A 13,238-nucleotide genomic window follows, 5' to 3' on the forward strand; every position below is an offset into this window, starting at 1 on the left:
GCCTCTGACACTCGGAACAACTGCGCCCAAACAGCACCGATTGACAATCGGGGCTTGCACCCCACATGTTGCCCCGCCATAGAACGCGCCGTGTCCGATGAATGAGGTTCCTATCTAAATGCCTGTTGTTGTTGTAGAATCCCCTGCCAAGGCAAAAACGATCAACAAATATCTCGGCTCGGACTACACGGTTCTGGCATCTTATGGCCATGTGCGCGACCTGCCTGCCAAGGACGGATCGGTCGATCCCGAGCATGATTTCGACATGACCTGGGAGGTTGCCGCCGACAGTCGCAAGCACGTCAAGGCAATCGCTGACGCCCTGGCCGAGGACAACGAACTGATCCTCGCCACCGACCCCGATCGCGAGGGCGAGGCGATCAGCTGGCACCTGCAGGAAGCGCTGACCAAGCGCCGTTCGATCAAGAAGGGCACTGCCGTCAGTCGCGTCACTTTCAACGCCATCACCAAGGACGCGGTGACCAAGGCGATGCAGAACCCGCGCCAGGTCGATATGCCGCTGGTCGAGGCCTACCTGGCGCGCCGTGCGCTGGATTATCTGGTGGGCTTCAACCTGTCCCCGGTACTGTGGCGCAAGCTGCCCGGCGCGCGCAGCGCGGGCCGGGTGCAATCGGTCTGCCTGCGCCTGATCGTCGAGCGCGAGATGGAGATCGAGGCCTTCAAGCCGGTGGAATACTGGTCGGTCAAGGCCTTGCTGGAAACCCCGCGCGGCCAGGTCTACGAGGCGCGTCTGGTCACGCTGGCGGGCAACAAGCTCGACAAGATGGACATTTCCAACGCCACCCAGGCCGAACTGGCCGTGCAGGCGATCACCAGCCGCGCGCTGAGCATCCAGTCGGTCGAGGCGAAACCGGCGGCGCGCAACCCCTCGGCGCCCTTCATGACTTCAACCCTGCAACAAGAGGCCAGCCGCAAGTTCGGCATGGGCGCGCGCCACTGCATGAGCGCGGCGCAGCGCCTATATGAGGCCGGGCACATCACCTATATGCGGACCGACGGCATCGACATGGCGCCCGAGGCGGTCATGGCCACCCGCGACGCCATTGCCGACCGGTTCGGGGCCGAATACGTGCCCGACAGCCCGCGCATGTACAAGAACAAGGCCAAGAACGCGCAAGAGGCGCATGAATGCATCCGCCCCACCGACATGCGCAAGGACGCCGCCGCGCTGAAGCTGAAGGACGAGGATCAGCGCCGTCTTTACGACCTGATCTGGAAACGCACCATCGCCTGCCAGATGGCCGCCGCCCGGCTGGAGCGGACCACGGTCGAGATCGGCAGTGCCGATGGCCAGGTCGGCCTGCGCGCCACCGGCCAGGTGGTGCTGTTCGACGGGTTCCTGCGGGTCTACGAAGAGGGGCGCGACGATGTCGAGAATGACGAGGACAAGCGCCTGCCCCAGATCTCGATGGGGGAAAAGGCGGTTTTTGCCAAGACTTCGCTGGCCGATCAATTCGCCAGGGCGACCGGAGATACCCCGCTGACCGAGGGCGCCAAGATCGCCAAGGAAGCGATCCTGTCCGAGAACGAGGCGGTGCTGGCGCTGCAACACCACACCCAGCCGCCGCCGCGCTATACCGAGGCGACGCTGGTCAAGCGGATGGAAGAGCTGGGCATCGGCCGCCCCTCAACCTATGCCTCGGTCATCACCACGATCCAGGACCGGGAATATGTCCGCAAGGACAAGAACCGCCTGATCCCCGAGGAAAAAGGCCGCATCGTCACCATCTTCCTGCTGAACTTCTTTCGCCAATATGTGGGCTACGAGTTCACCGCCAATCTGGAAGAGCAGCTGGATGACGTCAGCGCAGGCTCGCGCGATTACAAGGACCTGCTGGGCCGGTTCTGGCGCGATTTCTCGGCGGCGATCAGCGAAACATCCGAGCTGCGCATCTCCGAAGTGCTCGACAAGCTGGACGAGGCGCTGGCACCCCAGCTCTATCCGCCGCGCGAGGATGGGTCCGACCCGCGGATCTGCCCCAAATGCGGCACCGGCCAGCTGCATCTGAAGACCTCGCGCACCGGCGGGTTCGTCGGCTGCGGCAACTATCCCGAATGCCGCTATACCCGCCCGATCAGCGGCGACGCGGACGACAGCGCCGAGCGGCTGCTGGGCGAGGATGGGGGCGACGAGATCTGGCTCAAGGCGGGCCGGTTCGGCCCCTATGTCCAGCGCGGCGAGATCAGCGAAGAAAACAAGAAACCCCCGCGCGCCAGCCTGCCGCGTGGCTGGTCGGCCGAAGACCTGGATCTCGAAAAGGCGCTGGTGCTGCTCAGCCTGCCGCGTCAGATCGGCCAACATCCCGAAGGCGGCATGATCAGCTCGAATTTCGGGCGTTTCGGCCCCTATCTGATGCATCAGCTGCCGGATGAGGCCAAACCGATCTATGCCAATCTCAAGGACCCGAGCGACGTGTTCGAGATCGGCATGAACCGCGCGGTCGAACTGCTGGCCGAAAAGCGCGCCAATCCGCGCGGTCGGGGCCGGGCAGCGGCCAAACCGCTCAAGGAGCTGGGCGAACATCCCGAACACGGCGGCGCGGTCAACGTGCTGGATGGCCGTTACGGCGCCTATATCAAATGGGACAAGGTCAATGCGACCCTGCCCAAGGATGTGGAAGCGGCGGATGTGACGATGGAAATGGCGGTCGCGCTGATCGCCGAGAAATCGACCAAGAAGGGCACCAAGAAAAAAGCTGCCCCGCGCAAGAAGACCACCAAGAAAGCCGCCGAGGAGTGATCTGCGGCCCGGGCGTGGGCGTCAGCGCTCGCCCAGCCCCGCCACCAGCCGTGCCATCGCCTGTTCGAAAGGCGCGGGTTCGGCTCCTTGCGCAATCGCAAGCGCGGCGCGATCGAATGCGGCAGACACCACCTCGGTCAATGCCTGCATCTCAGCTTCGCCGACACCGCTGACCACCAGATCGAGCCCCGCCCGCAGCGAGGCGCGCCCGCCGCCCGCGTCGATCCGGCTCATCTCGTCCGGTCCCAGCACCGCTGGCCCGTCGATCAGCAACAGCCGCGCCCGGCCCGGCTCGGCCATGGCGCGGAAAAAGGCAGCGCTGCCCGCTTCCATCCCCCCTGCCCCGGCGTCAACCGCCTCGGCGTCGATCCGGCTCACCAGCGCCTCGGCCTCCGCCTCGACCACGGCGCGAAACAGATCGGCCTTGTCGGCGAAATGGTGATAAAGCGCGCCGCGCGTCACCTCGGCGGCGCGCACGATCTCTGGTGTCGAGGTCTCGGCATATCCCTTGTCCACGAACAGCGCCCGCGCGGCGGCGATCAGGCGTGCCCGCATCGCAGCGCGGCGGTCGGCATTGGGGACGGGTGCATTTTTCTCTTGCATACATACAGCCTGTATGTTTAATTCCAACTCACATACAGACTGTATGCATGTTGAGGAGAAAGGCAATATGAAAACGACTCAGTATTACCCCGTCATCCAGACCGGCGACGTGCAGGGCACCGCCGATTTCTATCGCAGCCATTTCGGGTTCCACACCGCGTTCGAGGCCGATTGGTACGTGCATCTGCAATCAAGCGCCGACCCTTCGGTCAATCTGGCCATCCTGGACGGGCAGCACGAAACCATCCCGGCCCAGGCCCGTGGCCCGGTGCGCGGCGTTATCCTGAACTTCGAGGTGGCCGACGCGGCAGCCGAATACGACCGGTTGACGGCGGCGGGTCTGCCGATGCTGAAACCGCTCAAGGACGAGGCGTTCGGGCAGCGCCACTTCATCACCGCCGACCCCAATGGCGTGCTGATCGATGTCATCACCCCGATCCCGCCCAGCGCCGAATTCGCCGCGCAATACAGCGCCGAGGCCCTGCCCCAGTGACCCGGCCGGGGCGGTCCCGCCGCCCCGGCCCGCGCCATTCCGTAGAAATACCATCCCCCGGAACCCGTCATTGACTCCGCGCTGACGCGGCGGCAAAACCGGCGCAATCACCAAGTCATTGGGGGAGTTTCCATGAAAAAAGTCTATGCCAACGCCACCGAGGCGCTCGACGGTCTGCTGCAGGACGGCATGCTGATCGCGGCGGGCGGTTTCGGCCTGTGCGGCATTCCCGAGCTGCTGTTGCAAGCGATCAAGGAGTCGGGTGCCAAGGATCTGACCTTTGCCTCAAACAATGCGGGCGTCGACGATTTCGGCATCGGCATCCTGCTGCAGACCAAGCAGGTGAAGAAGATGATCAGCTCGTATGTGGGTGAAAACGCCGAGTTCATGCGGCAATACCTGAGCGGCGAGCTGGAGCTGGAATTCAATCCCCAGGGCACCCTGGCAGAGCGCATGCGCGCCGGTGGTGCGGGCATCCCCGGCTTCTATACCAAGACCGGCGTCGGCACCGTCATCGCCGATGGCAAGGAGCACAAGGAGTTCAACGGCGAGACCTATATCCTCGAAGAGGGTATCTTTGCCGACCTGTCGATCATCAAGGCCTGGAAGGCCGATGACACCGGCAACCTGGTGTTCCGCAAGACCGCGCGCAATTTCAACGTGCCCGCGGCCACCTGCGGCAAGATCTGTATCGCCGAGGTCGAGGAAATCGTTCCGCGCGGCGAACTGGACCCCGATTGCATCCACCTGCCCGGCATCTATGTGCATCGCATCATTCAGGGCGAGCATGAAAAGCGCATCGAACAGCGCACCACCCGCAAACGTGAGGAGGCTTGAGCCATGCCCTGGGACCGCAATCAGATGGCCGCGCGCGCGGCAGAAGAGCTTGAAGACGGCATGTATGTGAACCTCGGCATCGGGATCCCGACGCTGGTGGCCAACTATGTGGGCGACAAGGACATCACCCTGCAATCGGAAAACGGCATGCTGGGCATGGGCCCCTTCCCCTATGAGGGCGACGAGGACCCGGACCTGATCAATGCCGGCAAGCAGACCATCACCGAACTGGCCCGCACCGCTTATTTCGACAGCGCGACCTCGTTTGCGATGATCCGGGGCGGCAAGATCGCCGCCGCGATCCTGGGCGCGATGGAAGTGGACGAAAAGGGCGATCTGGCCAACTGGATGATCCCCGGCAAGCTGGTCAAGGGCATGGGCGGCGCCATGGACCTGGTGGCGGGCGTCGGTCGCGTGGTGGTTGTGATGGACCACACCAACAAGCACGGCGAATCAAAAGTGCTCAAGGAATGCACCCTGCCGCTGACCGGCAAGGGCGTGGTCGACCGCATCATCACCAATCTTGGCGTACTCGACGTGGTCGAGGGCGGGTTGAAGATCGTGGAGCTGGCCGATGGCGTGAGCGAGGCCGAGATGCGCGCCGCGACCGAGGCAACGCTGGTCAACTGAGCCGAACCTCGATTGAAACGACGAACCCGCCCCCAACAACCGGGGCGGGTTTTCTATTGCATCGCGGTGAATACGCATCCGTCTGTGATCAGTTCGGGCGGCGTGGTGCAGAGCCCGCGCGCCACCTGATAGGCGGCCAGCACCTTGGGCACGTAATCGCGGGTCTCGGCATAGGGCGGCACGCCCTCGTGTTTGCGCACCGCACCCTCGCCCGCATTGTATCCGGCAAGCACCAGGACGGGGTCGCGCCCGAACTCTTCCATCAGCCAGTTCAGATAGCGCACGCCGCCCGCGATATTCTCATCCGGTGACAGGCTGTCGGCCACGCCGAAGCGCGCCGCCGTGGCGGGCATCAGCTGCATCAGCCCCTGCGCGCCCGCTCCGCTCACCGCATCGGCGCGGCCCGCCGATTCCACCGCGATCACCGCAAGCACCAGCGCTGGCGAAACCTCGGTTCCCACGGTCGAGCGCAGAATCGAGATGCCCTGTGCCCGCGCGATATCCTGCAAGGCCTGAAGGCGCGGCGCATCCACGCCGCCGGCGGACAGCGCGCTCAGCATGTCCTCCAACTGGCGGGGCCGGTCGGGCCCAAGCGCGGGAGAGATCTTGTCCCAGAACCAGGCATAGCGCCCGGTGGGCGCCGCCGCATCGGGCAGCGGCGCGGCGGCGGCGGTGACGACCTCCTCCGCCTCGATGGGCTTCTGCCGCCCGGCCACTGGCGCGCGCGCGTGTTCCTCGGCCGAGATCTGCACATCCACCCGCGGGCGGGCGCCGGGCACGGGCGCACGCACCCGCTTGAACTTGACCTCGGGCAGCGGTGCGGGACTTTCCGCACGCGACTCGGCCACGGCCGCAAAAACGGCCGCGCTTGCAATCAGGGTGATGTATCTGAGGACCATCTGCTCGCCTCTAGATATGTTTTTTCCCGACTCTACTGTGCAAAAGCCTCCTTCAACACTGAAAAACCAACCGAAATGCGGCGATTTCGCCATATTTGGTGCGGTTTTGCATCGCCTCCGAAAGGGGTAGCTAAAATTTTTACCCTTTTTATCCTTCCAAAACAGAGGCTTAAGATATTTTTCTCCAAAAAATTAAAATCAGGCAAAGAATTCCGAGTTTTGGCCCAAATCCTGCCATGGCTGACCGGCAAATATACACCCATACCGCGACGGACATGAGCCAACGAGAGAGAGCAGGTTCAGACGGACGGCGAGGTTAAGAAACACTCTTGTGATCCTTAGGAGGGACTAACCATGATCAAGTTCATCAAAAACTTCCGTAAAGACGAAGATGGCGCAGTGACCGTTGACTGGGTCGTGCTGACCGCAGCAGTCGTTGCCCTGGCCGCAGTTGCCTACAACGGCATCTCGACCGGTACCGGCACACTGTCGACCGCCATCAACACCGAGCTGGGCACCGTGACGCCGGATACCGGCCTGTAATAGCCGAGCTGCTTACAGCAAATCGGGGCCGCGTCTTTACCCAAGGCGTGGCCCTTTTTCCTGAATCCGATGCGACGGAGGCACTGCCATGCTGTATAGCTGGATGCTCTTTGCAAGAGAGGAAGACGGCGCCGTCACGGTGGACTGGGTGGTTCTGACCGCTGCGGTAGTTTCCTTGGCCGGTATCGCCTATGCGGCGATCAATGGTCCTACCGGAGACGTTTCGACAGCTGTCTCGACAACGATAGGAACGGTCAACGTAGATGCCGGGTTCTGACCTAGCGGCGACTACCACTTCGAGACAAATGCGAAGAAAAACAGACTTCAATTGTCAGTCAAAGACGCTGTAGGGGCGTCCTTTGACCCTTAGAATGACACATTTGAAGCGTAGAATTTGTTTCGGACCGCCCGTGCTTGGCCAGAATGGCCGATGCCGGGCAACCGGAACGGAAGAGAGGTGACAAGATGCGAGCAGTATTCGGATTGGTCCTGATCGTGGGGATCGCACTTGCAGGTGGCGCGGTCATGATGGCGCGCAATTACATTTCCGCCTATCAGAACGAATTGGCGCGCGAGCGTCAGGCGCGGGCCCAGATCGTTCCAACCAAGACAGTTTATGTGGCCTCGCGCCCGCTGCGTTATGGCGAACGCCTGACCAAGGAAGATGTGCGCGCGGTCAATTGGCCGGAAAACGCCATTCCCGAAGGCACCTTCCTGGATGCCGCCATGCTGTTCCCCGAGCGTCAGGAAGAAAACCGCTATGTCCTGCGTGCGATGGAAAAGGACGAGGCGATCATGGCGATCAAGGTCACCAAACCGGGTGAGGACGCCGGCCTGACCTCGCAGCTGGCGCGCGGCATGCGGGCCTTTGCCATCAAGGTCGACGTGACCAGCGGCGTGTCGGGCTTTCTGCGCCCCGGCGACCGGGTCGATGTCTACTGGACCGGCGGCCTGTCCGGTGCGACCGGCCCGCTCGAAGGCATGCAGGGCGAGATCACCCGCCTGATCCAGACCAATATCCAGATTGTCGCGATCGACCAGATCTCGGGCGGCGACGTGACCGGCGCCAATATCGCCCGCACCGTGACTGTTGCGGCCCTGCCCCAACAGGTGGCTTCGCTGGCCCAGGCCCAGACCACCGGCCGGCTGACCCTGGCCCTGGTCGGCGCCGATGACGACACCATCGCCGCCGCGGTTGAAGTCGATCAGCGCATGCTGCTGGGTCTTGGCGCGCTTGAGGCGGCGCCAGAGAAGGCCGAGGAAAAGGTCTGCACCATCCGCACCCGCCGTGGCGCCGAGGTGGTCGACATCCCGATCCCCTGCACGAATTGATGGCGCAGACAGCACCGTTTTCAAGACCAAGGACCGCACCGCAAGGGGCGGTCCTCTTGCTTTGTTGCGCAATACACACATTAGGCATGCGCCAAAAGTCATTGATTCTTGCAATAAAGCGCCAGTTCGCGCACAGTAGCTCAAACATCGGGCGCAAAGACCCGGCTCAGAGGCGTGATCGGAAAGGCAGGTCACATGAAAATTGATGGTTTGATCAAAGCGGCCCTAACAGGGCTCGCCCTTGCGTGCAGCCCGATGACAGGGCTGGCGCAGGCCCAGGATTTGCGTGTGGTCAAACAGGGGGCCGCCGAGACGCTTGACGTGCCCATGAACCGGGCCATCGTGGTCGAAAGCGAGACACCCTTTGCCGAGCTTTCGATCGCCAATGCCGGGATCGCCGATATCTCGTCTCTGTCGGACCGCACGATCTATGTGTTGGGCAAGTCACCGGGTCTGACCACGCTGAGCCTGTTCGACGCAGGCGGGCGGCTGATCACCAATGTGAACGTGCGCGTCTCGTTCGATGTGGCCGAGTTCAAGGAACGTCTGAAACAGATCCTGCCCAACGAAAAGATCGAGGTCCGCACCGCCAACGACGGCATCGTGCTGTCGGGCACCGCCTCGAGCACGGCGCGCCTGCAACGGGCGCTGGATCTGGCCGAACGCTATGCGCCCGAGCGGGTATCGAACCTGATGAGCGTCGCCGGTGTACAGCAGGTCATGCTCAAGGTGCGCTTTGCGGAAATGCAGCGCTCGGTCTCGAAATCGCTCAGCGCATCGCTGGGCGTGAGCGGCGGCAATATCGTCGGCGGCCTGAACACATTGAACAGCTCGGGAAGCCTGACCAACGCGATCGGCGGCAGTATCCCGGCGCTCAACGACAATGCGGGCGCGATCCTGTTCGGATTCAGCGCGGGCTCGACCCAGGTGCGGCTGCTGCTCGAGGCGCTGGAGCGCAAGGGCGTGGTGCGCACCCTGGCCGAACCCAACCTGTCGGCCCTGTCGGGACAAGAGGCCAAGTTCCTGGCCGGTGGCGAATACCCGATCCCGGTCGCCCAGCGCGACGGCCTGTTCACGGTCGAATACAAACCCTTTGGCGTCGAGATGGCCTTTATCCCCCGCGTGGTCGATGGCGATCTGATCAATCTGGAGCTTCTGGCCGCGGTTTCGTCGCTCGATCCCAACAACTCGGTCACGGTCAACGGCTTCGACATCGCGGCCTTTCAGCGGCGCGAGACCTCGACAACGGTCGAGCTGAAGGATGGCGAGAGCTTTGCGATTGCCGGTCTGATCGAAGACGAGTTCCTCGACAACAACCAGCAACTACCCTGGCTTGGCGACGTTCCCGTGCTGGGCGCCCTGTTCCGCAGCGCCAATTACCAGCGCTCGCAGACCGAACTGGTGATCATCATCACCGCGCATCTGGTCTCGCCGACCCGTGGCGAGGCGCTGGCACTGCCGACCGACCGGGTCAAACCCCCGTCCGAGGCCGATCTGTTCCTGCGTGGCAAGACCGCCCGGACCGAACGGGCCCGCGGTGGTGCCGCCTCCGAGGTCGCGCGGCAAGATTTCAGCGGCTCTTATGGCTATGTCTTGGAGTGATCAGGGGATGGGACCGATGCGGAACTGGATGATGTGCCTGGGACTGGCTGGAACGCTTTCCGCTTGTGGCATCGAAGCGGGCTATCAGGTGGATTCGGGCACGTTCGGCAATGCGACGCTGAACAATACCCAGATGATGAACGGCGAGCGCAGCTATACGCAGGTCCTGGCGGACCGTTTCGCCCGCGAAATTCCGACCCAGATCAACTTTGCCTTTGACAGTGCCGAGCTGGACGCAACCGCCCAGCAGGTGCTGACATTGCAGGCCGACTGGATCCGGCAATTCCCCGAGGTGCGCTTCCGGGTCTATGGCCATACCGACGCGGTCGGATCATCGGGCTATAACAAGAGCTTGGGCATGCGGCGCGCGCGCGCGGTCGTGTCCTTCTTTGCCAGCCGCGGCATCAGCCGCTCACGGCTCGAGGCGGTTGTCTCTTACGGTGAAACCCAGCCGCTGGTGCCCACCGGCGAGCGCGAGCGCCGCAACCGGCGTACCGTCACCCAGGTGTCGGGTTTTGTCGATGGCAACCAGAACCTGCTGGACGGCAAATATGCCCAGGTGGTCTATCGCGAATACATCAAGAGTGCCGAGCCCAAGACCACGGTCGAGATCGACACCTCTTCCAGCGCCTTCGAACAATAAGTGGAATCGGGCGGCATCGTCGCCCCATTCCCTACAATTGGTTCTTTTCGGCCCAAATCTCGCCCAACTTACCCGCGACATTGCTTCCAATAGGTGACGTGCGACCAGATTCCCGGTCGCATGCGGGTGAAGGCAGAACGGACACCGTTTCGTTGCCCCACCCCCGTAAAGAGGAAAAAGGCAATGAGCAGCGCAATGCCACAACCCGAAACGACGCCGATCCTGGCCTGTACCGTCAGCCGGGACGTGCAGAACTTTGATCTGCTGATCGAGGACATGGAGGCCGCGATGGGGGAAAGCTGGGGCGACCTCGGCTTTGCCGAAGCGCTGGCTTTCTTCGGTCAACCCGAATCCGAATCCCTTGAATTCATCGCCCTGGCCATCGACACCGAGGACGAGGACAACCTGGTGCTGATGGGTGAGATCATCACCCAGGCCAAGAGCCGCGGCATCAAGGTGATCCTGATCGCCGAGGACGTCACCCCGGCCTCGTTGCACCAGCTGTTGCGCAAGGGGGCGGACGAATTCGTGCCCTACCCCCTGCCCGAGCGCGAGTTGCAATCGGCCATCGACCGGATGAGCAAGCCGGAACCCGAACAGGCCCAGACCCATCACAACACGGCCCATCTGAACAAGGGCGCCGCGCGCGAGGGCGCGCTGATCGTGGTGCATGGCCTCGCCGGCGGGACCGGCTCGACCACGATGGCGGTGAACCTGGCCTGGGAGCTGGCCAATATCGGCGGCGAGGACGCGCCCAGCGTCTGCCTGATGGATCTCGACCTGCAACATGGCTCGGTCTCGACCTATCTGGACCTGCCGCGCCGCGAGGCGGTGTTCGAAATGCTGTCGGAAACCCAAAGCATGGACGAAGAGGTGTTCGGCCAGGCCCTGCTCAGCTTCGAGGACAAGTTGCAGGTGCTCACCGCACCCTCGGACATGGTGCCGCTCGACATTCTCTCGCCCGAGGACATCCAGCGGGTGATCGAAATGGCCCGCGCGCATTTTGACTATGTCATCGTCGACATGCCCAAGACGCTGGTCCAATGGTCCGAAACGATCCTGCAGGCCGCACATGTCTATTTCGCGATGATCGAGCTGGACATGCGCTCGGCCCAGAACGCGCTGCGGATGAAGCGCGCGCTGCAATCCGAGGACCTGCCCTTCAACAAGCTGCGCTTTGCCCTGAACAAGGCGCCGAAATTCACCGATCTCAGCGGCAAGAGCCGGGTCAAGCGGATGGGGGAATCCCTTGGCATCTCGATCGACCTGCAACTGCCCGACGGCGGCAAGCAGGTCACCCAGGGCGCCGATCATGGTCTGCCCCTGGCAACCTCGGCACCCAAGAACCCGTTGCGCCGCGAGATCGCGAAACTGGCACAATCGCTGCATGAATTGGGGCGCAGCGACGCCAAGGCAGCCTGAACACCATAGACGAGGGGGTCGACCGTGTTTTCGAGATATAAAAAGACCGACAAGGCCATGCCGGTCGCCGCCATGGCCGCCAAGAAAGCCGAAACGCCCGCCGCGGCGGTTGAACCCGTCGCCTCGGCCAGCCTGCGCAGGCCGGCCCAGAAGCAAGCCGCCGAGGTGGTGCCGCAGGACCGCGACCGCAAGCGCAAGGAGCGGTTGAGCGAGCTCAAGATCGAGCTGCACCGCGACCTGCTGGAAAACCTCAACCTTTCGGCGCTGGAACATGCCGCCGAGGCAGAGCTGCGCGCCGAGATCACCGCGATCACCAGCGAAGTTCTGGAAACCAAGGGTGTGGTGCTGAACCGCGAGGACCGCATGCAGCTCAACAAGGAGCTGTATGACGAGGTCACCGGTCTGGGACCGCTGGAAACCCTGCTTCAGGACGATACGGTCAACGATATCCTGGTGAACGGGCCGCAGCAGATCTTTGTCGAACGCGCCGGCAAGCTGCAACTGACCGACATCACCTTCAAGGACGAGCGCCACCTGCTGCGGATCATCGACAAGATCGTCAGCGCGGTCGGCCGGCGTGTCGATGAATCGAACCCCTATGTCGACGCCCGCCTCGCCGATGGCTCGCGTTTCAACGCGATGGTGCCGCCGATCGCGGTGGACGGCTCGCTGGTGTCGATCCGGAAATTCAAAAAGGACAAGCTGGGTATCGACGACCTGGTGAAATTCGGCGCGTTTACCGAGGAGATGGCCGCCTATCTTCAGGCCGCCGTCGCCACCCGGCTGAACGTGATCGTCTCTGGCGGTACCGGCTCGGGCAAGACCACAACGCTGAACGCGCTGTCGAGTTTCATCGACAATGCCGAACGCATCCTGACGATCGAGGATACGGCGGAACTCCAGCTGCAACAGGTCCATGTGGGACGGATGGAAAGCCGCCCGCCCAACGTCGAGGGCAAGGGCGAGGTTTCCCCCCGCGACTGTCTGAAGAACGCGCTGCGGATGCGCCCCGACCGCATCATCGTCGGCGAGACGCGCGGCGAGGAAGTCATCGACATGCTGCAGGCCATGAATACCGGCCATGACGGGTCGATGACCACGATCCACGCCAACTCTGCCCGCGACGGGGTCAGCCGCCTGGAAAACATGATCGCCATGGCCGGGATCGAGATGCCGATCAAGGCCGTGCGCAGCCAGATCGCCAGCGCCGTCAACCTGATCGTGCAGGCCAGCCGTCTTCAGGACGGCAGCCGCCGCATGACCTCGATCACCGAGATCACGGGGATGGAGGGCGACGTCATCTCGATGCAGGAAATCTTCCGCTATCAGCGGGTGGGCCTGACCCCCGACAACAAGATCATCGGCCATTTCACCGCCACCGGCGTGCGCAGCCATTTCTCGGAACGGTTCCGCATGTGGGGCTATGACCTGCCGCCGTCGATCTATGAACCGACCACGATGTAAGGATCAAAA

General features: G+C 63.0%; 13 protein-coding genes. 11 read left to right on the forward strand and 2 right to left on the reverse strand.

The features are described 5' to 3' along the window. Positions 1-118: 118 nt before the first annotated feature. A complete protein-coding gene (gene topA, locus SPO_RS15600; protein ID WP_011048772.1) occupies positions 119-2,761 on the forward strand; it encodes a type I DNA topoisomerase in 2,643 nt (880 codons plus the stop codon). A gap of 21 nt (positions 2,762-2,782) precedes the next feature. Here topA and SPO_RS15605 read toward each other — a convergent pair whose 3' ends face one another. Continuing rightward, complete coding sequence (locus SPO_RS15605; RefSeq protein ID WP_011048773.1) at positions 2,783-3,364, reverse strand: TetR/AcrR family transcriptional regulator; 582 nt, start codon at positions 3,362-3,364, stop codon at positions 2,783-2,785. A 67-nt stretch (positions 3,365-3,431) separates the two neighbouring features. Here SPO_RS15605 and SPO_RS15610 point away from each other — a divergent pair, with 67 nt between their 5' ends. The 3 genes from SPO_RS15610 to SPO_RS15620 all read left to right on the forward strand — a co-directional run bounded on the left by SPO_RS15610 (position 3,432) and on the right by SPO_RS15620 (position 5,324). Further along, complete coding sequence (locus SPO_RS15610; RefSeq protein ID WP_011048774.1) at positions 3,432-3,857, forward strand: VOC family protein; 426 nt, start codon at positions 3,432-3,434, stop codon at positions 3,855-3,857. A 132-nt stretch (positions 3,858-3,989) separates the two neighbouring features. Then, entirely contained in the window at positions 3,990-4,694 is a 705-nt protein-coding gene (locus SPO_RS15615) for a CoA transferase subunit A (protein WP_011048775.1), read from the forward strand. 3 nt (positions 4,695-4,697) lie between these two features. Continuing rightward, the gene (locus SPO_RS15620) at positions 4,698-5,324 is read left to right on the forward strand and encodes a 3-oxoacid CoA-transferase subunit B (protein WP_011048776.1); all 627 of its coding nucleotides are present in this window, start codon (positions 4,698-4,700) and stop codon (positions 5,322-5,324) included. Between the two features lie 53 nt (positions 5,325-5,377). Here SPO_RS15620 and SPO_RS15625 read toward each other — a convergent pair whose 3' ends face one another. Next, positions 5,378-6,223, reverse strand: a complete 846-nt coding sequence (locus SPO_RS15625) for a lytic transglycosylase domain-containing protein (protein WP_044028651.1) — start codon at positions 6,221-6,223, stop codon at positions 5,378-5,380. A gap of 354 nt (positions 6,224-6,577) precedes the next feature. Between SPO_RS15625 and SPO_RS15630 the strand changes: the two genes are divergently transcribed. From SPO_RS15630 to SPO_RS15660, 7 genes are all read left to right on the forward strand, one after another. After that, the gene (locus SPO_RS15630) at positions 6,578-6,766 is read left to right on the forward strand and encodes a hypothetical protein (protein ID WP_011048778.1); all 189 of its coding nucleotides are present in this window, start codon (positions 6,578-6,580) and stop codon (positions 6,764-6,766) included. A gap of 88 nt (positions 6,767-6,854) precedes the next feature. Further along, on the forward strand, positions 6,855-7,043 hold the full coding sequence (locus SPO_RS15635) for a hypothetical protein (protein ID WP_044028652.1): 189 nt from the start codon (positions 6,855-6,857) through the stop codon (positions 7,041-7,043). A gap of 188 nt (positions 7,044-7,231) precedes the next feature. Further along, on the forward strand, positions 7,232-8,098 hold the full coding sequence (cpaB, locus tag SPO_RS15640) for a Flp pilus assembly protein CpaB (protein ID WP_044029339.1): 867 nt from the start codon (positions 7,232-7,234) through the stop codon (positions 8,096-8,098). A gap of 195 nt (positions 8,099-8,293) precedes the next feature. Next, on the forward strand, positions 8,294-9,700 hold the full coding sequence (locus SPO_RS15645; RefSeq protein ID WP_044028653.1) for a type II and III secretion system protein family protein: 1,407 nt from the start codon (positions 8,294-8,296) through the stop codon (positions 9,698-9,700). A 16-nt stretch (positions 9,701-9,716) separates the two neighbouring features. Further along, positions 9,717-10,343 (forward strand): OmpA family protein, encoded by a 627-nt coding sequence (locus tag SPO_RS15650; protein ID WP_044028654.1) that lies wholly within the window; start codon positions 9,717-9,719, stop codon positions 10,341-10,343. Positions 10,344-10,526: 183 nt separating this feature from the next. Continuing rightward, positions 10,527-11,765 (forward strand): AAA family ATPase, encoded by a 1,239-nt coding sequence (locus tag SPO_RS15655; RefSeq protein ID WP_030003250.1) that lies wholly within the window; start codon positions 10,527-10,529, stop codon positions 11,763-11,765. A 24-nt stretch (positions 11,766-11,789) separates the two neighbouring features. After that, the gene (locus SPO_RS15660) at positions 11,790-13,229 is read left to right on the forward strand and encodes a CpaF family protein (protein WP_011048783.1); all 1,440 of its coding nucleotides are present in this window, start codon (positions 11,790-11,792) and stop codon (positions 13,227-13,229) included. Positions 13,230-13,238 lie beyond the last annotated feature (9 nt).

Origin of the sequence: Ruegeria pomeroyi DSS-3, assembly GCF_000011965.2 — a bacterium.
In the GTDB taxonomy this organism is placed as follows: domain Bacteria; phylum Pseudomonadota; class Alphaproteobacteria; order Rhodobacterales; family Rhodobacteraceae; genus Ruegeria_B; species Ruegeria_B pomeroyi.

Coding starts and splice junctions, on each gene's coding strand:
- SPO_RS15625 (WP_044028651.1), bottom strand. CDS start 6,223: ATGGTCCTCAGATACATCACCCTGATTGCAAGCGCGGCCGTTTTTGCG.
- SPO_RS15635 (WP_044028652.1), top strand. CDS start 6,855: ATGCTGTATAGCTGGATGCTCTTTGCAAGAGAGGAAGACGGCGCCGTC.
- SPO_RS15630 (WP_011048778.1), top strand. CDS start 6,578: ATGATCAAGTTCATCAAAAACTTCCGTAAAGACGAAGATGGCGCAGTG.
- SPO_RS15610 (WP_011048774.1), top strand. CDS start 3,432: ATGAAAACGACTCAGTATTACCCCGTCATCCAGACCGGCGACGTGCAG.
- SPO_RS15645 (WP_044028653.1), top strand. CDS start 8,294: ATGAAAATTGATGGTTTGATCAAAGCGGCCCTAACAGGGCTCGCCCTT.
- SPO_RS15605 (WP_011048773.1), bottom strand. CDS start 3,364: ATGCAAGAGAAAAATGCACCCGTCCCCAATGCCGACCGCCGCGCTGCG.
- SPO_RS15615 (WP_011048775.1), top strand. CDS start 3,990: ATGAAAAAAGTCTATGCCAACGCCACCGAGGCGCTCGACGGTCTGCTG.
- SPO_RS15655 (WP_030003250.1), top strand. CDS start 10,527: ATGAGCAGCGCAATGCCACAACCCGAAACGACGCCGATCCTGGCCTGT.
- SPO_RS15620 (WP_011048776.1), top strand. CDS start 4,698: ATGCCCTGGGACCGCAATCAGATGGCCGCGCGCGCGGCAGAAGAGCTT.
- topA (WP_011048772.1), top strand. CDS start 119: ATGCCTGTTGTTGTTGTAGAATCCCCTGCCAAGGCAAAAACGATCAAC.
- SPO_RS15650 (WP_044028654.1), top strand. CDS start 9,717: ATGCGGAACTGGATGATGTGCCTGGGACTGGCTGGAACGCTTTCCGCT.
- cpaB (WP_044029339.1), top strand. CDS start 7,232: ATGCGAGCAGTATTCGGATTGGTCCTGATCGTGGGGATCGCACTTGCA.